The following is a 16970-nucleotide window of genomic DNA, read 5'->3' on the forward strand; positions in this document are numbered from 1 at the left end:
CATGATGGTTCTTTCTCGAAATGCTGTGTCTGCCGGGGAAATGACAGATCGTGGATCGATCTCGCGTCCTGACAGGTAGGGATGTTGCCGGCAGCGGCCGGGGTGCGCGTCAGGCTGATCGGTGACGCCCGTGGCCGGCTGCGAGGTGGCCGGTCAACCGCTCCCAGTTGCCGGATCCAATGGCGGCTTTCTCCTCCTGGGTGAAGGGTGCGTTCTCGAGGAAGGATCTGGCGATGCCGCCGCTGGTGTCCAGGTAGGGGAAGCCGCCGGGGCGTGTGCCGAAGGTGTAGGGGTAGTCGGTTGAGTAGAGCATGCGGTCGGTTCCGACGACCTCGGCCGTCCAGCGTAGGTAGCGCTCGCTGACGGTGCCGCTGCCGGCCACCCAGAAGTTTTGGCGGAAGTAGTCGGCCAGCGGCCGCTGCAGCTTCGCCATGCCCTGCAGGACGCCGACGTGATCCAGGTAGAACAGGACGACCTCGCCCCAGTGTCCGGCGATCACCTGCAGTTCGGGATGACGGTCGAACACCCCGGAGAAGATCATCCGCAGGTACTGCACGCCGAGGTCGTAGTACCAGCCCAGCCCGGCGGTCGCCAGCGCCGGACCCACGCCGTTGGGCAGTCCCGAGTAATACGCCTCTTGGACCGCCCGCACCGGGGCCTGGGGATGGAAGTGCAGCGGGACGCGAAGCTGTTCGGCGGTTCCGTAGAGGTCGTCGAATTCTGGCGAGTCGGCCAGTTTGTCGCCGGTGCGGCCGTACAGCATCGCGCCGCGGAAGCCGAGTCGGGTGACCGCACGCTCCAACTCCGCTGCGGCGGCCTCGGGTGAGGACGTCGGGATGGCCGCGAGTGCCTGGAACCGCAGCGGGTTGGCGTCGACGATCTCGGCGAGCGCGTCGTTGGCCTCACGTGCGACGCTCACGGCGTCGGCCGCCGCAAGGTTCTGCACGCCCGGCGAGGCCAGGGACAGCACCGCGACATCGATGCCCTGGTCGTCCATGTCGGCGAGACGCCGATCACCGACGTCACGCAGCCGTCTCGTGACCGGGTGGTCGTCACCGTAACGGTGCGGCTGCAGTCCGGCCCTGTTCCATGCGTCGAGCAGAACCGGCAGGACCAGGTGCTCCTCAAGACCGATGATGCGCAGCTTGTCGGACATGTCGAACATTCCTCCACCTGATGTTTCCAATGATACTCGATGCAGCGTATCATTGGAAAGAACGATGGAAGCCATATTCTGTTATCTTTGATACATGGCTGGCAGGCCGGGTGGTGCAGAGGTCGAGGACCTGCGTGGGCTGGGACCCCAGGCGCGGCACGAACTCGGCCGCTTCCAAGCCGGCATGAAGATCCTGCTCGGACGCATCCACCGTCTCGCCACCAGTGGCCGGCTGCGCGTCGACGAAGACCTCGCAGCCTCCCTCATCCACGCGACCGCCCGCGGAGCCGTTCTCACCTGGCTGTCGCTGCCCGACGCGACCCCGCCCTCCTCACCGCCATGCGCAAAGCGATGATCTCCGCTGTCACCCTCGGCAAACCCGTCCTACGCGACGCGGGCCCCGCCGGGCGGTCACGGCCCGTCGGCGGCAGGGTGAGGGTCAAGAGCCCGGCAGGATTCCGGGCCGGAAGGGCTCGACTCCGGCGACATGGCGAACGTGTGTCGGCTCGACAAGAATCTTGACCCGCCGCTCTCCTGGGATCCGCCATTCGTAACGGTCGGTCCCGGCGTACTTCTTCGCCAGCCGGTCGATGCAGCGATCCGCCTCGTCGCCCTCGATGAACTCGACAACCCGACCACGAATCACGACTCGGTCGTAGGGATTGTCCGTCTCCACGCACGACAGCGACAGCCGAGGATCGCGGCGCAGGTTCTCTTCCTTCACGCGGCCGACCGCGGTGTTGAACACGATGTAGTCGCCTTCGACATCAACCCACATGGGCGACACGTGCGGCGAACCATCCCGGTTCACCGTGGCCAAATGCCAGAAGTTCGGCGCCGCGACCCTCGCCCGGACCTGCTCGCTCAACCCGTCCACGTGGCCCCTCCAGCGAAGTCGCGATCAGGACACGATTGTCGCGCGGCCGGCCATGGTTGTCACCCACTGCCGTTCTTGCGGACCGGCTCCAGACACCCGGAAGCGGATGTCGGCTGCGGGTTCGATGGCGATCAGAAGGTGATGCGCCGATTGAAGAGCAGACCGATCACCTGCAGGCGCGGGACGACACGCGAATCCGGCCCAAGCTGGAGCAGCTTGAACGCGCGATGCGCATCACGGCTGGTTGAACACCACGCTGGGCGCCGTGAATATCCAAGCGGCGACCCGCCCGTCGCCACTGGCGCACTCGCGCTCCTATGGTCCTGTCGCCCGGCCAGCGGGTTCGCGGGTTAGCTGCGCGTCCATTTCTGGCTGGTGGAGCCGTCGCAGGCGGACAGGATGATGACGGTTCCGTTGGCGGTCGCCCCCTTGGTGGGCGCCAGGCACAGGCCCGACTGGACGCCCGTGATGGTGCCGTCGGCGTTGAGTGTCCATTGCTGGTTGGTGCCGGTGGTGCAGTCCCAGATGATCGCCCGGGTGTCGGGCGTGGTCCGGGCGGCCTCGGCGTCGAGGCACTTGGTGCCGTACACCTGAAGCTGCCGACCGGAGGTCAGCGTCCACCGCTGGTTGGTGCCGCCGTTGCAGTCCCACAGTGCCACCTGGGTCCCGTTGGTCTGGCTCAGCGCGGTGACGTCGAGACACCGGCCCGCGCCGATGTTACGCAGCGGTGTCGCCGGCGATCCACCGCCCGAGTTGCCGAAGTCGGGGGGTTCGGTTTCGCCCGCGGCGCCGACGGTGTCGGCGGTGGTGATGGTGATGGTGGCGTCGGGCAAGCCCGGCGACGTCGCTGTGATGGTCGACGTGCCGGCGTAGAAGGAGCGGAACTCGATCGCTGCCTTGCCGTCGAACGTCTGGGTTCGCGGGGTGAAGGTGTAGGACTTGCCGCCGGGCAGGATGCCCGGTCCGCTGGTGACGGTCAGTGTGACGGTGCGGGTGTTGTCGACCCAGGCCCCCGAGGCGTTACGCATCGTGACCACGAGCTGGGTGTCCGTGGTGCCGTCGTCGGTGATCGCTGTGGACGAGTACTTCCCGGCCTCCAGAGCCATTCTGGTCGCGGTTCCGCTCGTGGACTGTTCGCGGGTCACCGGGGTGGGGTCGGCGAGATTGGTGGCTCCCGACCATTTTGCCTTGTTGGCCCGATACCAGTACCACTGGTTCTTCGGCAGCCGGTAGTAGTCGACCATGCCCATGCGGGCGTAGGCGGGATCCATGATCGTGCCGTGGTCGAAGCCTGCCCAGATGGCCAGTCCGGCGCTGCCGGTGGTGAGCTTGAACCGGGACCCGTCGGCGGGATCCTTGACGTCGCTGTACGTCGGATCGTACGTGCCGGGTCGGTCGGAGGTGTACGACCCGTACTCCGAGACGACGTTCGGCATCCACGTGTTGGTGATCTTTCCGCCGTCGCCGTTGTAACCGGCGATGTCACAGACCGAGAGCTGGTCGAGCGAGCCACGTTGCACGCCGCCCATGGCTGCCTTGCGCGTCGGATCGAGCTGGTGCGAATAGTCACGCAGTTTGCTGACGAGGGCCTTGGCCTTGCTCTGGGTGGCCGAGGAGGTGAAGAACACCTCGTTGCCCATGGACCAGTTGATGATCGAGGGATGATTGCGGTTGACCCGGATCATGTCCCGGAGGGCGTCCATGGCGCTTTGTTCGAAGGCCGCCTGGTCGGCCGTCTTCTGCGGATAGCCGTCCGCCTGGTAGTTGCGCGGGCTTCCGGTCGGTGTGGGCTCCAGGCCGGCGGTCGCGGTCGCCCAGAAGGTGTTCTCCGACCAGAACATGACGCCGAGCTTGTCCGTGGCGTCCGCGAAGGACGGGTCGTGGGGATAGTGCGATCCTCGGATGAAGTTCATGCCGGCTTCGCGGACATAGTGAACGTCGCGCTCGAATCCCGAGTTGGTGACGGCATTGCTCCAACCACCATGGTCCTGGTGGGCGTTTGCCCCGACCAGCAGTGTCTTGACACCGTTGAGGTAGAAGCCGTCCACCTTCCACTGTGCGCTGCGGAAACCGAACGTGGTGTCGTAGGTGTCGGCAACGGCGCCGTTGCCGATCGTCCCGTCCGCGGTTCCGTCGACCACCAGAGAGGTGGTCACGGTGTAGAGCGCCGGGTTGTTCGGCGCCCACAGATCCAGCCCCTGCAGCATGCCGGCGGTGTCCGACAGGGACCCGCTCAGTGCCTCGAGCGTCGTCGTGCTCGCCACGCCGAGAGTCCGCACGGGCGAGCCGAACGTCGCCAGCACGTTGGTCGATCCCTGCTTGCGTACTTCCTGGCGTGCGTAGACGTCGATCGGCGAGGAACTGTCGTTGCGTACCTCCGTTTGCACCTTCACGTTCGAACGGCGGGCGGAGATGTTCGCGCGCAAGTCGGTTTCGCTCGGGTATTGCGATAGGTCGATGTTTCGGTAGTAGGCGGCGTTGCTCGTGTCCCAGGCCGGATTCGTGAGCGCGGGCGTGGTGACGAAGGTGCCGTTCCAGGAGACGTGGACGTTGTTCGTGACGTTCAGGAAGACGTCGCGGTAGAGGCCGCCACTGAACTGGTGGTCGCCCGTCCGAGGGGCGAGGTCCGCCCGCCAGCTGTTGTCCACCCGGACCGATATCTGGTTGTCGCCGGCACTGATCGAGTCGGTGATGTCGAAAACGAATCCGGTGTAGCCGCCTCGATGCGTACCGATCTTGGTCCCGTTGATCCATACGTCGGTGACCGAGAACGACCCCTCGAACTCAAGCTCGACGCGCTTGCCGTTCCACGACGGGTCAACGGTGATGTGCTTGCGGTACCAGCCCGCACCCACGTAGAAGGACTGCCCGCCGCTGGCGCCGCCCACGTCGTAGGGAGCGTCGAAGTCATGGGGCAACGCCACCGGGACCCAGGTCGAGTCGTCGAAGCCGGGGTTCTGGGCCCCCGCCGCATCCGTGCGGATGAACTTCCACCCCCGGTTGAAGTTGACCTTCTGCCGAGGGCTCGAGCCGGCCTGCGGGAGGCTCGACGCGGTCCGAGCGGGTGACGCGGACGACGTCGGGGTGGGCGTGGCCCGGGCCGCAGTCGCCGTCACTACCAGCCCAGCGGCGCCCGCCAGCACGACGGCGAGGACGAGAGCTCTGCTTCTCACGGTGCCTCCACTGTTGAGCGGTTTGCACTATCGCGCGGGCATGAGGCCGGGGCCCCGGGCACCGTCACCGCGCAGGAGAGCGACGGTGCCCTGGTTTACCGCTGGGAACTCAAGCCGGGCCGGACTATCCCGGCCGCGCACCAGGTCTTCGCCGCCCAGTACAACCACGCCGTCGGCTCGCGCCACGCCGACGCCGACACCTACCGCGTGCAAGCCACCGCCGCCGCCGACGGCGCCCACACGGTCCAGGGTGGCTTCACCCCGGTGGGCTGAGGACGGGTCGCACGCCGGGACGAGCGGTGTGATCAGCGGCAGGCCGCTCACGTCTTCTTCAGCTGCCATTGCTGGTTCACGCCGCCGTGGCACGACCACAGGATGATCTTGGTTCCGGCCGCGGTGCCGGCGCCGTCGGCGTCCAGGCAGAGGCCGGACTGCACACCGGTGATGGTGCCGTTCGAGCCGACGTTCCACTGCTGGTTCGCCTGGCCGTGGCAGTCCCAGATGATCACCCGGGTGCCGTTGGCGGTGCCCTGACTGGTGGCGTCGAGGCACTTGGTGCCGTACACCTGGAGCTTCCGGTCGGAGGTGTAGGTCCAGCGCTGCCCGTCGACGCTCCGGCAGTCCGCCAGCTGCACCTGGGTCCCGTTGGCGGTGGACCCGTTCGGCACCTCGACGCACCGGCCGGACCCGCTGCCCGCGATCTGGACGCCTTGTTGTGGGTTGCCCCCTCCGGGCGGGGCGTACCCGGCGGCGGTGATGTTGGCCTGCACGGCCTCCTCGGTGGCGTTCGAGGGGTAGCCGGAGGTCAGGACGCCCTCGTAGAAGGTGCCGGCACCGGAAACGCTGTTGTCCCCGCCGATGCCGAGCAGGATCGCCCCCTGCTTCTTCATCGGGTGGTAGCCGTTGGGACGCGGTCCGTCGAACACGGTCGACAGTCCGCCCGACTGCGCGTTCCCGCTCCGGATGGCCCAGTGGTTCGGCTCGCCCTTGACGATGGCGGTCACGAACCGGTGGTTGACGGTCGGGTTCGCGTTGTGACCTGCGTTCACACCGGAAAACAGGCCCCACTCCAGGTCCGCCATGACCCACGGACCCGGGCCGTCCCCGTATCCCCATTGCCGGTCGGCTCCGAAGTAGACGGTCTCCATGATGGCGCGTTCGGTGGCCTGGTTGCTCGTCTGCGCGTTGCCGTAGTCGAAGCAGCACCAGTTGTTGTAGTGGACGCCGTCGACGACGGCGTAGATGCCTTCGGGCTGGTCGCCGGTCGCGACGCCGTTGGTCTTGTTGTTGCGGTAGCCGGTGCCGGGGGAGATGTAGACGCCGTAGGCCTTCTGCCCGCCGACGGTGACCGGGGCCGCGGTCGCGTCGGCGAGGTTGTCCCAGCCGCCGGGAGCGGGGCCGGGCCAGGTGCCGGGAGGCGCCTGCGTGAGGTGGTTTTTCCGGCCGGACTGGTCGTAGATGACGGTGATGAGACACGTGGTGCCGGCGCAGAACGAGTCTTGGGTGGCGGCATCGGCCGTGCCGCCCGCGCTGAGCACGCCGATGTCTCGCGTGGTGTTGTCCGACGACCGCTTGACCTGGTAGAGCGGGCCGTTGTACGTGCCGTAGAGCGCCCGGGTGGTGCTGTGCGCCGCCACGCACGGTGTGCCGCCCGAGGCATAGATGTCGCACGGTCCGGTCGTGGCGGCTTGGGCCCCCATGACCTCGGGAAGGACGGGTGCTCCCACCGCGACGGCCAGCGCGACCGCGGCTGCGAGGCGGCCGTATCGGCTTTTCATACCTGTTGATGCCTTTCGTGCGGGCCCTGGCAGGCAAGGCGGCGGCGTGGTCAGCGGAGCAGGAAGTCCTGGTTGGGCCCGGTGCGTCCTTGCGCGGCCAGTGAGACGGCTGCCGGCCGAGGCCGCTGCCGTACAAGTCGAGGCGCGCGTATGCCTCGTGAAGCGGAATAAGCGGGCACCGAAGCAGGCTTGCGAACCGGGGTCGGATGGCCGGCCCCGGGCTGATTTGTGCTCGGGCACGGTCGTGGGGACAGTCTTCGAACCGGTTCGACTGGATGCTATGACCCGGACGCGAGAGTGGTCAACGGCAGGTTCCTTCCCGTCCCCGGACCTGGGGCTCGAGCAGGAAAGTTTCACGGTGAGGCCGCCCGCTTGCGGCGGAGATCGCCGAGACCTGCGAAACGGTGGGCGAGTTGCTGCCCGGCCTGAACCCGAGCATCGTGCGCCGACGCCTACCCGGAGCTCATCACGGCGGCTCACGCCCCGCTGCTGGGCCGCCCGCCCGGCCGCCCCGCACGGTCTTCGCGACCGGGTTTTCCGGCCTGGGCTCAAATAGCCCCGGCGTCGGCCGAAGCCGGGGTGGCGATCGCGTTCGACGAGCCCGTGACCGAGGTGACCGGCCTCCACCAACTGTCGGGCGGGTTGCGAGCATTCTGCGGTCCGCCCTTGTGTGCGGGGCTGTGGTGGACGAGGCTGCGGAGCGGTCGACCCTGGAGGTGCGGGATGAGGTCCTGGACGGTTCTGCGAGGCGCCGTGGTCGCCACGGCGTTGCCGGCTCTGCTGGCGAGCGCCGGCACGGCTGCGGCACACCCTGACCATGGTGGTCACGGCCGGGGGATCGACCACATCGTGGTGATCTACGAGGAGAACCACAGCTTCGACAACCTGTTCGGCGGCTGGGAAGGCGTCGACGGCCTCAAACGGCCCCAGACCCAGGTGGCGCCCGACGGCACCGCGCTGCCGTGCCTGCCGCAGAACGACGTCAACCTCACGTCGCCGCCGCTGCCAGTCACCTGCACCGGCACGATCGGGACGACGCCGGTCTCCTCGGCGTTCACCAACCGCCCGTTCCAGATCGACCGCTACATCGAGCCCGCCGACACCACGTGCCCGGCTCCGGGGGCGTTCCTGCCCAACGGTGTGCCCAAGGGGCAGGGGCTGCCCGGCGGCTGCACCCGCGACCTGGTCCACCGCTTCTACAACGAGCAGTACCAGATCCACGGCGGCGCGATGGACCGCTATGTCGCTGGTAGCGACGCGGTCGGGCTGACCATGGGCCACTACGACACCCGTGGCCTGCCGATCTACGAGTACCTGCACGGCCGGCACGCGCCGGACTACGTGGTCGCCGACCACTTCTTCCAGGGCGCGTTCGGCGGGTCGTTCCTCAACCACCAGTGGCTGATCACCCCGAACACGCCGGTCTGGCCCGGGGCGGTGCGGGACGGGGGAGCCGACGACCTGCATTCGATCGTGGGGCCGGACGGCTTCCCGGCGGGCACCCCGCTGCATCCCGCGACGCCCGGCACGGCCGACCGGGCTCTGACCCAGGCCGCGAACGCCGACGGCGGCTGTGTCGTCCCCGCGACCGTGGGGGCGCCGCCGGCCGGGACGGTGTGCGGCGACTACGCGATCAACACCGTCCAGCCGCCGTATCAGCCGTTCCAGCCGGGCACCCCGGTGTCGCGGCGGCTGCCGCCGCAGACCACGCCGACCATCGGCGACCGCCTGTCGGCCGCGAAGGTGGACTGGGCCTGGTACTCCGGTGGCTGGGACAACGCCAACGGCAACGTCGGCGGCCCCGGCTGGACCAACGGCACCACCCCGGGCACTTGCGCCAGTCCGCGCACTGCGACGGGCGCGGTCTACCCGAACTGCCCCGACGCCACCTTCCAGTACCACCACCAGCCGTTCAACTACTACGCCAGCCTGGCGCCCGGCACCGCGGCCCGCGCCGCCCACCTGCGGGACGAGGCCGAGTTCGTCAGCGCCGCCAAGGCGGGGCACCTCAAGCCGGTGAGCTTCGTCAAGCCGGTCGGCGAGGAGAACGAGCACCCCGGCTACGCCAGCGAGGACGCCGGCAGCCGCCACCTCGTCGACCTGATCAAGGCCGTGGAGAACGGCCCGGACGCCGCGCACACGCTGATCGTGGTCACCTACGACGAGTTCGGCGGCCAATGGGACCACGTGGCACCCCCGGCCGGCCGGCACGCCGTCGCCGACCAGTGGGGGCCGGGCACCCGCATTCCCGCTCTGCTGATCTCGCCGCAGCTGCGCCGGCCGTTCGGCGTGGACCACACCTCCCACGACACCACGTCGGTCATGGCCACCATCGAGCACCGCTTCCACCTGGCCCCCTTGGGCAGCCGCGACGCACGGGTGGCCGACTTGCTCGCCTCCTGCAGATGATCGACGGGGTGCCCGCGGTGTCGATTCGGGTAGGTGTCACCGCAGCGGTAGCGGCAGGTCATTCATGATCCCGTGCAGGACCGCGAATAGATCTCGGGGGCGCTCGCGTCGGGACTGCGGCACCGGGTGATCGCGCGGCGGCTGGGCTTGACGACGTCGACGATCATCAGCGCAGGAACGGCGCCGGGCTCAAGTCCGGTGAATCGGGCCAGAATCACCGTCCGTGGCACCGTTCTTCACAGACCCGATCCCGGTGGCCGTGACAGCGTACTACCGATTATCGATTCTCATGAGCATGTCCAGCGTGTTACCGGGACCCCCGTCCCGATGGCTCTACCGGGACGGGGATCCCGTGGCGTGCACGAACTCAGACGCACGGGAGGAAGCTGATGGGTTATGGCTGGGTGAGGTGGTGTTGGTAGGCGTAGCGGACGGCTTGGGCGCGGTCGGCGGCGCCGATTTTGGCGTAGATGTGGTTGATGTGGGTTTTGATGGTTGTTTCGCTGACGAAGAGCTGTTGGGCGATTTCGGTGTTGGAGTGTCCGGCGGCGAGTTGGGTGAGGACTTCGGTTTCGCGGGTGGTGAGCCCGTCTGGTGGTGTTGACGGTGGCGTGTCTGGGTGGGCTGGGGGGTGCGCGGTTGCGGCGAGCAGGCGGGCGTGGACGGTGGGGTCGAGGACGGCTTGTCCGGCGGCGGCGGTGCGGATGGCTTGGGCGATGTGGTCGCGGCCGGCGTCTTTGGTGAGGTAGCCCAGTGCGCCGGCGCGCAGGGCGTCGAGGATGGAGGTGTCGTCGCTGTAGGTGGTGAGCACGACAATTTTTGTGGCGGGGTGGTGGTCATGGATGCGTCGGGTGGCTTCGATGCCGTCGACGCCGGGCATGCGCAGGTCCATGAGCACCACGTCGGGGGCGTGTTGTTCGACGAGGGTGAGGGCGTGGTCGCCGTCGGCGGCGGCGCCGACGACGACGATGTCGGGGAGGAGGTCGAGTAGGGTGACGAGACCCTCGCGGACGGCGGCTTGGTCGTCGGCGACGACGACGCGCAGCGTCGGGTTGTCAGGGGTGGTCATGTTGGTAGCCACAACTGCAGGCTCCAGTTGGTTGTGTCTTGTCCTGCGATGAGTGTGCCCCCGAGGAGGGTGGCGCGCTCGGCCAGCCCGGGTAGCCCGTAGCTGCCGCCGGTAGCGCCGAGTGTGCTCCCGTCGGCGGTGGTGCTGGTGGGGTTGACGATGGTGACTGCGACGTTGTCGTCGTGGTAGTGCACGTGCAGGATCACCGGCTGGCCGGGGGCGTGTTTGCGCGCGTTGCTGAGGCCTTCCTGCGCGGTGCGGTAGATAGCGAGGGCGGCGTTCGCTGGTAGCGGGCGGGGCTCGCCGAAGATGGTGAGTGTGGCGGGTGTGGCGGCGTCATTGTGATGGTCGGCGACCAACGCGGAAAGTTGGTCTCCAAGAGGTGGGGCGTCGTTGCGTAGCGCGCCGATGGCGCGGCGGGTTTCGGTGAGACCGTCCACGGCCAGGTGCCGGGCGCGTTGGACGTGGTGTCGGGCTCGTGGTGTGTCGGTGTCGGCCTCGAGGAGTGCGTCGGCGGCCTCGAGTTGCACGGCCACTGCACCAAGGGAGTGCGCGAGCACGTCGTGGATATCACGGGCGATGCGGGTGCGTTCGTCCAGTGCGGCGGCCCGGGTGTCGGCGGCGGCGGCGATGCGGGTTTGGGTGAGCAGTTGCTCGGCCTGGACGAGGCGTTGTTTGTACTGGCGGCGGTTGAATCCCGCGAGGGTGATCGCCACGAGTCCGCCGAAGTAGCCGGCGAAGGCCACCCACTGGTGGTTGATCGTCGCGGTGCTCGCGACCGCGACGAGGGCGCCGGCGGCGGTCAGGGTCGTGGCCAGTGCGGGTGTCAGCTCTACGGCTGCGGTGAACGCTCCCATACCGGCCAGGGCCAGCGCCGGGGGCATGGGGGCGATGCTCATGAGCAGGCCACCTGCGGTGACCAGCGCCCCGCTGGCGGCGGTCGCGGTGAGGGTGCGGTGCTGATTGTCGAGATATACGGTGACGGTCCTGACCAGCCAGCCCAGGCATGCGACCACGACGCAGATCAGCACGGCCAGTGCCTGACCGTGAAGACCCAATCCCGGTGTGCGGGCGTTGATGCCGTAGACGATGCCGCCGAGTCCGGCCAGGCTTACACCCAGCCGCACCGGCCACCATCGCAGTGGCACCCATTGCCCCGTTATTACCACCGCCGTCGCTCCTTATCTGCATCTGCCGTAGCGCAAGAATGTCACTGACCAACCCGAGCAGGCCACAGCGCACCGATCGATCACTCGTGCAAGCCAGATCACCCTGTTCGCGCGGCCTCAGCCCTGCGACCAGGGTGGGAGAACGATAGCGGTGGTTAACGCCGCCGGCGCCTTCGCATCTTGAAGGCCACCACGCCCACCACGGCGAGGACAGCCACGGTCAGCCACACCGCGGTTGGCACACCGGACAACAGGCCGGCGGCAGTCAGCAGGGATCCGATCAACATGGCTGGTGCTCCTTCGATGGTCACTATCTATCGCGACGGCATAAACCGTTGATGACGACGCTACGAACACCGCCCCGGGTGTGTCGTCGGTTCGCGGTAGGAAACCGCGGTGGAGATTTCCCGGGCAGGTATCCACCCCGATCTCCACCTCCAGCACGAGGACACCTGCTCGGAAACCGGCTAGCGTCACCGCCGATCGCCTCAGTGACCGCACGGGATCAGGGAGGGTGTGATGGCGAGCATGCATGCCGCATCGGCGCCGGCAGTGCGCCAGGAGAGGGACCGGTGACCGACGTCCTGATCGCGGGCGCCGGAGCTACCGGGCTCACGCTGGCCATCGAGCTGGCCCGGCGGGGCGTCGACGTGCGCATCGTCGACCGAGCTGGCGAGCACTTCCCCGGTTCGCGCGGCAAGGGGCTCACCGCACGCCCGATCGTGGCTGTGGAGCGCACATGTTGCCGTTCCCCTGACCGGTGCATCTCCCGTCACCACCGTTCTCGCCTGGCCTGCGCACAGCCGCTCCCTGGCCGTCGCCAGGCTCGTCCACACGGCAGCCCACCTGTAACCAAGATCCTTCAAGACTCCTGACGCGCAGAAGCAGAGGCGCCATGCCGGGCTACAGGCGTCGCAGCAAGGCTTCTCGCGGCGCCCGCCCATCGGCAAGACAGCGCAGAAGAGCGCGTTTCACCTTGTCGGCGCGCAGAAAAGAGGGCGTGGTCGCAACCGGGTGGGGGCTACCCCGGGGTCAACCGTCGGGGATGATCTCCGGGCAGGCACCGGGGTTGTCCCGGATGGCACGAGTTGTCCCATACGACACGCTTTCACCATGAAGCCTCGCAATTCCGCAGGATTACGCCGCGCCATTGGTCTCGCCTGCGGGACCCTCCTGCTCGCCACCACCCTCGCCCCCGCAGCATCAGCCGCTACCTTGCCACCACTGGACCCCGCTGCGATGCGCACGGCCATTGCCGGGCTGCCCAACGACGAGGCCAGCGGCGCCCTGGTCCAGGTGCGCGGCTCGGCCGGCACGTGGGTGGGCACCTCAGGCGTCGCCGACATCCACTCCGGCCGGCCGGTGCCGGCGGACGGCCGCTTCCGGATCGGCAGCATGACCAAGACGTTCACCGCGACCGCCGTGCTGCAACTGGCGGCCCGGGGCCGGCTCGACCTGAACCGGACTGTACAGAGCTACCTGCCCGACCTGCTGCCCGCCGATTACGCGCCGATCACCATCCGCCAGCTGCTCAACTACACCGCCGGAATCCCCGGGATCAGGATCGACCACAAGGACCCGACCTGGTTCCTGGCCCACCGGTTCGACACCTGGACCCCACGCCAGCTGATCGACCTGGCCACCGCCGGCCGGCCGATGACGTTCGCCCCCGGCACCAAGCAGGACTACGACAACATCACCTACCTCGTCCTCGGCATGGTCATCGAGAAGGTGACCGGCCGCCCGTACGGCGCGTCGATCCGCGAGAGGATCATCCAGCCGCTGCACTTGTCCGCCACCTCGGTACCGGGCAGCGACATCGAGATCCGTGGCCCGCACGCCCATGGATACGAAGCGGTCACCACCGGTGGACACACCGACTACGTCGACATCACCCAGGCCAACCCCACCTTCCAGTGGGCCGCCGCGGAAATGATCTCCAACGCCCCCGACCTCGACCGGTTCCTCACCGCATTGGTGTCCGGCCGACTGCTGCCGCCGGCGCAGACCGCCGAACTCTTCGCGATCCCGGACGTCCCCGACTACGACGGTGACGACGACCCCGGCAACGACAAACCGGCACACATCGGCGGCGGGCTCGCCCAGATGCCCATCGGCCAGGTCGTGTTCTGGGGCAAAACCGGCGACCGGCCCGGCTACGCCAGCGGCATGGGCACCACCCTGGACCTGTCCCGCCGCCTGGTCTACTCGGTGAACACCCTGCACATGGGCGGAGACATCCCGCAGACCGCACAGCGCATCATCATGGCCGCGGCCAACGTGGGCTGAACCACCCCCCCGCAACGCCTGTGGACATGAAGTCCCGCCGTGAACACCACGGTCCGTGCTCGGTTTCCGCAGAGTGCGTTCGGGGTGGACGCGATAACCGGTGGACCGGCCCGTGCGATCCACCTAACCTTCCGTCGAACCGTATGGCCTTCCGTCCGAAGAGGTGCATTTCATGAATGTCCGGGTAGCCCGGCCGTCCACGGCCGACCCAGCGCTGAGCACCGTGCACTACCCCTTGGACGTGAGGAATCCTCGAAGTGGATCTACCCCGTAGCTTCGTCATCCGCGAGAGCGGCCACCGCATCCACAACCCGCTCACCAGCCGGAAACTGGCCGACCTGGGCGAGGCGCTGAACCCACCACCCGGCACTCGGCTGCTCGACCTGTGCTGCGGCTCGGGCGAGCTGCTGTGCACCTGGGCCCGCGATCACCGCATCACCGGAACCGGCGTCGACATCAGCACCGTTTTCCTGGCCAAGGCCCGGGCACGAGCGATCGAACTGGGGGTCGCCGGACAGGTCACCTTCACCCATGGTGACGCGTCGGACCACGTGGCCGACGACCCGGTCGACATCGCGTCGTGTGTCGGTGCGACCTGGATCGGCGGTGGCGTTGCCGGCACCGTGGACCTGCTCCGGCGCAGCCTGCGCCCCGGCGGCATGATCCTGATCGGCGAACCGTTCTGGCGCAGGGAACCCCCGGACCAGGCCACCGTCGAAGGCTGCCACGCCACCAGTGAAGACGACTTCCGTCTCCTGCCGGAACTGCTGGAACAGTTCGGGGAGCTGGGTTGTGATGTCGTGGAGATGGTCCTGGCCGACCAGGACAGCTGGGACCGCTACGTCGCGGCGCAGTGGCTCAACATCCGCCGCTGGCTGGAGGCACATCCCGATGACGAGCTGGCCGAGCAGATGCGCGCGGAACTCACCGCCGCTCCCGTACTCCACGCCCGATACCAACGCGAATACCTCGGCTGGGGCGTCTTCGCTCTGATGAACCGCTGACACAGCGGGTCGAGTGAGTCCCGATGACCCGGCACCGGGACTCACTCACATCGGCTACTCGAGACTGGGCGGCAGGAGGTCTCACCGAGCACCGCGCGAGGAGTGGCTGGAAAGGGGTTCGAAGTAGCGGTGCCCTCCTTGCTGGGTCGGGAAGTTCGGCACACAAGCTCGGCTATACGGAAATGCTGTCGGCCGGAGGGCCCGATCGAGCACCACAACACGGTTCCCCGCCCGCGCCAGCTCGAGACCGATCGACGAACCGATCACCCGGCCCCGATCACGCCCACATCGGCACTCAGGCGCTCACCGGGCACGGCAGGTCCTGAGGTAGCTGAGGAACGAGGCCTGCAGGCCGGTCACGTGCGTTTCGCGCAGGACCGCGCTGGTGACGGCTCCGCCGCGGGCGGTCAGGCGGTGCAGCACGGTGGCCGCGTTCTTCGTGAGGTTCTGGTAGACGGCCAAATCTCCGAGAAGCTCCCGGTCGTTGAGGGTCACGTGAAGCTTGGCGGCCGGCAGGCTGTCGCCCATTTCTTCGAGCATCGCGAAGATCTGACTGTCTTCACCGACGACACCGGGGCTGCCCGCTCCGATGCTCTCGAAGAGCGTGCTGCCGGTGAGCCAGGTGTAGAGGCTGAAGAGTCCGCCGTAGGAGTAGCCGAAGAGGCCGTGACCGCTCGCGGCTGTGCCGTAGTCGCGTTCGATCCGCGGGTGCAGTTCCGCGGTGAGGAAGCGCAGGAACGCACCGGCCTGGGTGTCGCGCAGTTCGGCGAGGTAGGCGGCGGCTTCCTCGCGGGTCATCGAGCCCCGTCGGATTCCCGTCTCCACGGCGTCGATGAACTCCTGGGCGATGGGCTCTCCGGGTGGCACGAGGTCCCTGTTGCGCAGCCGTGCCCAGTGCTGGGCGTCTTCGCCCGCGTAGCCGACGCTGACCTGGATGTAGGGCTGGATCTGCTGCATGGGGTCGTTTTGGGTGACGATCAGCGGAGCCGTCATGCCCACGGCCCAGTTGCCGTCGAGCACGTACACGGCAGGCGCTTGCGTCGTGGCGGGGTCGTAACCCGGTGGTGTGGTGACCCAGACGCCGTAGTCGTGCCCGCCGCCGGAACGCAGCTCGAAGTAGTCGGTGTCGGCGAGGCAGCCCTGCCACATGGTGCTCATCGGAGGTCCTTCACAACTCGGCCGGCCTGGAGGACGACGACGGCATTGGCGGGATCAGCGAACAGCTCCGGGTCTTCGACCGGGTTGCCGTTCCACAACACGAGGTCCGCCTGCGCACCGGGAGCGATGACACCGGCTCGACCGGACAGGCCGAGGATCTCGGCGTTGGTCTTGGTGGCCGCCACGAGAGCGTCCATCGGTGTATCGAGTTTCGCGCGCAGCCTCAGCTCTTCGCCTCGGTACGTGGGCACGAGGGTGACCCCGCGAGCAGCCATCAGGGTGGCCGTGGGTTCATCGAGGTCGGTGCCGTGCTCGACACAACGCACCCCGGCCTCGACCGCGTTCCGGATGCCGTCGTTGTTGTGGGCGTGGACCGTCACGTAGGTGCCCCGCGCCGCGGCCTCCTGGACCGCGACGGCGATTTCCTCGACGGTGAACTGGGTGTCGGTCAGCCGGTCGTGCGCGCCGACCACTCCGCCGGTCACGCAGAGCTTCAGGAAGGAGGCTCCGCTACGGAAGGCCTCGCGCACGTTGCGCCGCAGCTCGTCCGCGTTGCCGGACATCGCGGACAGGGTGCACTGGCCGGGCAGGTGGTGGCTGCTCCACAGCTCGGTGGGTTCCCAGTCGGCTCCGTAGTATCCGTGGCCGCCGATCTGGCACTGAACCGGTCCGCACGACAGCACGCGCGGGCCCCGGACCTTGCCCTTCGCGATCGTGGTGACGAGGCCGCCGTCGACCCCGCCGGTGTCCCGGACGGTGGTGAAGCCGGCGTCGAGCGTCGCGCCGACCACTTGAGACAGTCCCACGTGTCGTTCCCTCCCTTGGTGCCGACTGCGACCATGTGGGAGCAACACGGCGTAGCCAGTTTCTTTTCCAATGGATAAACTG

Annotated in this window: 13 protein-coding genes and 1 pseudogene; 5 read left to right on the plus strand and 9 right to left on the minus strand. The window is 68.0% G+C overall.

Features of this window, described 5'->3' with window-relative positions; translation table 11 throughout:
- Nucleotides 1-109: 109 nt before the first annotated feature.
- On the minus strand, nt 110-1231 hold the full coding sequence (locus AB0M82_RS30925) for an amidohydrolase family protein (RefSeq protein WP_364729321.1): 1122 nt from the start codon (nt 1229-1231) through the stop codon (nt 110-112).
- A 19-nt stretch (nt 1232-1250) separates the two neighbouring features.
- Here AB0M82_RS30925 and AB0M82_RS30930 point away from each other — a divergent pair, with 19 nt between their 5' ends.
- Entirely contained in the window at nt 1251-1511 is a 261-nt protein-coding gene (locus AB0M82_RS30930; RefSeq protein WP_364729324.1) for a hypothetical protein, read from the plus strand.
- A gap of 84 nt (nt 1512-1595) precedes the next feature.
- On the opposite strand, the gene AB0M82_RS30935 is transcribed toward AB0M82_RS30930, so the two are convergent.
- From AB0M82_RS30935 to AB0M82_RS30945, 3 genes are all read right to left on the minus strand, one after another.
- Nucleotides 1596-2033 carry a PPOX class F420-dependent oxidoreductase gene (locus AB0M82_RS30935; RefSeq protein WP_364729327.1) on the minus strand — a complete coding sequence of 146 codons (438 nt, stop codon included), beginning with the start codon at nt 2031-2033 and terminating at the stop codon, nt 1596-1598.
- 350 nt (nt 2034-2383) lie between these two features.
- A complete protein-coding gene (locus tag AB0M82_RS30940) occupies nt 2384-5206 on the minus strand; it encodes a ricin-type beta-trefoil lectin domain protein (protein ID WP_364729330.1) in 2823 nt (940 codons plus the stop codon).
- A gap of 320 nt (nt 5207-5526) precedes the next feature.
- Entirely contained in the window at nt 5527-6984 is a 1458-nt protein-coding gene (locus AB0M82_RS30945; protein ID WP_364729333.1) for an arabinofuranosidase catalytic domain-containing protein, read from the minus strand.
- A 723-nt stretch (nt 6985-7707) separates the two neighbouring features.
- Between AB0M82_RS30945 and acpA the strand changes: the two genes are divergently transcribed.
- Nucleotides 7708-9393, plus strand: a complete 1686-nt coding sequence (gene acpA, locus AB0M82_RS30950; protein WP_364729336.1) for an acid phosphatase — start codon at nt 7708-7710, stop codon at nt 9391-9393.
- Nucleotides 9394-9787: 394 nt separating this feature from the next.
- Here the strand turns inward: acpA and AB0M82_RS30955 are convergent, their stop codons facing one another.
- From AB0M82_RS30955 to AB0M82_RS30965, 3 genes are all read right to left on the minus strand, one after another.
- Nucleotides 9788-10462 (minus strand): response regulator transcription factor, encoded by a 675-nt coding sequence (locus AB0M82_RS30955; RefSeq protein ID WP_364729339.1) that lies wholly within the window; start codon nt 10460-10462, stop codon nt 9788-9790.
- Nucleotides 10459-11589, minus strand: a complete 1131-nt coding sequence (locus tag AB0M82_RS30960; RefSeq protein WP_364729342.1) for a histidine kinase — start codon at nt 11587-11589, stop codon at nt 10459-10461. Before AB0M82_RS30960 ends, AB0M82_RS30955 begins: the two co-directional genes overlap by 4 nt.
- A gap of 197 nt (nt 11590-11786) precedes the next feature.
- The gene (locus tag AB0M82_RS30965; RefSeq protein WP_364729345.1) at nt 11787-11918 is read right to left on the minus strand and encodes a hypothetical protein; all 132 of its coding nucleotides are present in this window, start codon (nt 11916-11918) and stop codon (nt 11787-11789) included.
- A 285-nt stretch (nt 11919-12203) separates the two neighbouring features.
- Between AB0M82_RS30965 and AB0M82_RS30970 the strand changes: the two are divergent.
- The 3 genes and pseudogenes from AB0M82_RS30970 to AB0M82_RS30980 all read left to right on the plus strand — a co-directional run.
- Nucleotides 12204-12338, plus strand: a pseudogene (locus tag AB0M82_RS30970) (FAD-dependent oxidoreductase); the annotation flags it as partial.
- Between the two features lie 532 nt (nt 12339-12870).
- A complete protein-coding gene (locus AB0M82_RS30975; protein ID WP_364729348.1) occupies nt 12871-13920 on the plus strand; it encodes a serine hydrolase domain-containing protein in 1050 nt (349 codons plus the stop codon).
- 257 nt (nt 13921-14177) lie between these two features.
- Nucleotides 14178-14924, plus strand: coding sequence for a methyltransferase domain-containing protein (locus AB0M82_RS30980; RefSeq protein WP_364729351.1), 747 nt, complete (start codon nt 14178-14180; stop codon nt 14922-14924).
- A 303-nt stretch (nt 14925-15227) separates the two neighbouring features.
- On the opposite strand, the gene AB0M82_RS30985 is transcribed toward AB0M82_RS30980, so the two are convergent.
- Together AB0M82_RS30985 and AB0M82_RS30990 are read right to left on the minus strand one after the other, a co-directional pair.
- On the minus strand, nt 15228-16082 hold the full coding sequence (locus AB0M82_RS30985; RefSeq protein WP_364729354.1) for an alpha/beta hydrolase-fold protein: 855 nt from the start codon (nt 16080-16082) through the stop codon (nt 15228-15230).
- A complete protein-coding gene (locus AB0M82_RS30990) occupies nt 16079-16888 on the minus strand; it encodes an amidohydrolase family protein (RefSeq protein ID WP_364729357.1) in 810 nt (269 codons plus the stop codon). The genes AB0M82_RS30985 and AB0M82_RS30990 overlap by 4 nt, the downstream gene beginning before the upstream one ends.
- Nucleotides 16889-16970 lie beyond the last annotated feature (82 nt).

The sequence above is a fragment of the Amycolatopsis sp. NPDC051128 genome, assembly GCF_040682715.1.
Lineage (GTDB): Bacteria > Actinomycetota > Actinomycetes > Mycobacteriales > Pseudonocardiaceae > Amycolatopsis.

Coding starts and splice junctions, on each gene's coding strand:
- AB0M82_RS30930 (WP_364729324.1), top strand. CDS start 1,251: ATGGCTGGCAGGCCGGGTGGTGCAGAGGTCGAGGACCTGCGTGGGCTG.
- AB0M82_RS30945 (WP_364729333.1), bottom strand. CDS start 6,984: ATGAAAAGCCGATACGGCCGCCTCGCAGCCGCGGTCGCGCTGGCCGTC.
- acpA (WP_364729336.1), top strand. CDS start 7,708: ATGAGGTCCTGGACGGTTCTGCGAGGCGCCGTGGTCGCCACGGCGTTG.
- AB0M82_RS30965 (WP_364729345.1), bottom strand. CDS start 11,918: ATGTTGATCGGATCCCTGCTGACTGCCGCCGGCCTGTTGTCCGGTGTG.
- AB0M82_RS30975 (WP_364729348.1), top strand. CDS start 12,871: ATGCGCACGGCCATTGCCGGGCTGCCCAACGACGAGGCCAGCGGCGCC.
- AB0M82_RS30985 (WP_364729354.1), bottom strand. CDS start 16,082: ATGAGCACCATGTGGCAGGGCTGCCTCGCCGACACCGACTACTTCGAG.
- AB0M82_RS30925 (WP_364729321.1), bottom strand. CDS start 1,231: ATGGCTTCCATCGTTCTTTCCAATGATACGCTGCATCGAGTATCATTG.
- AB0M82_RS30955 (WP_364729339.1), bottom strand. CDS start 10,462: ATGACCACCCCTGACAACCCGACGCTGCGCGTCGTCGTCGCCGACGAC.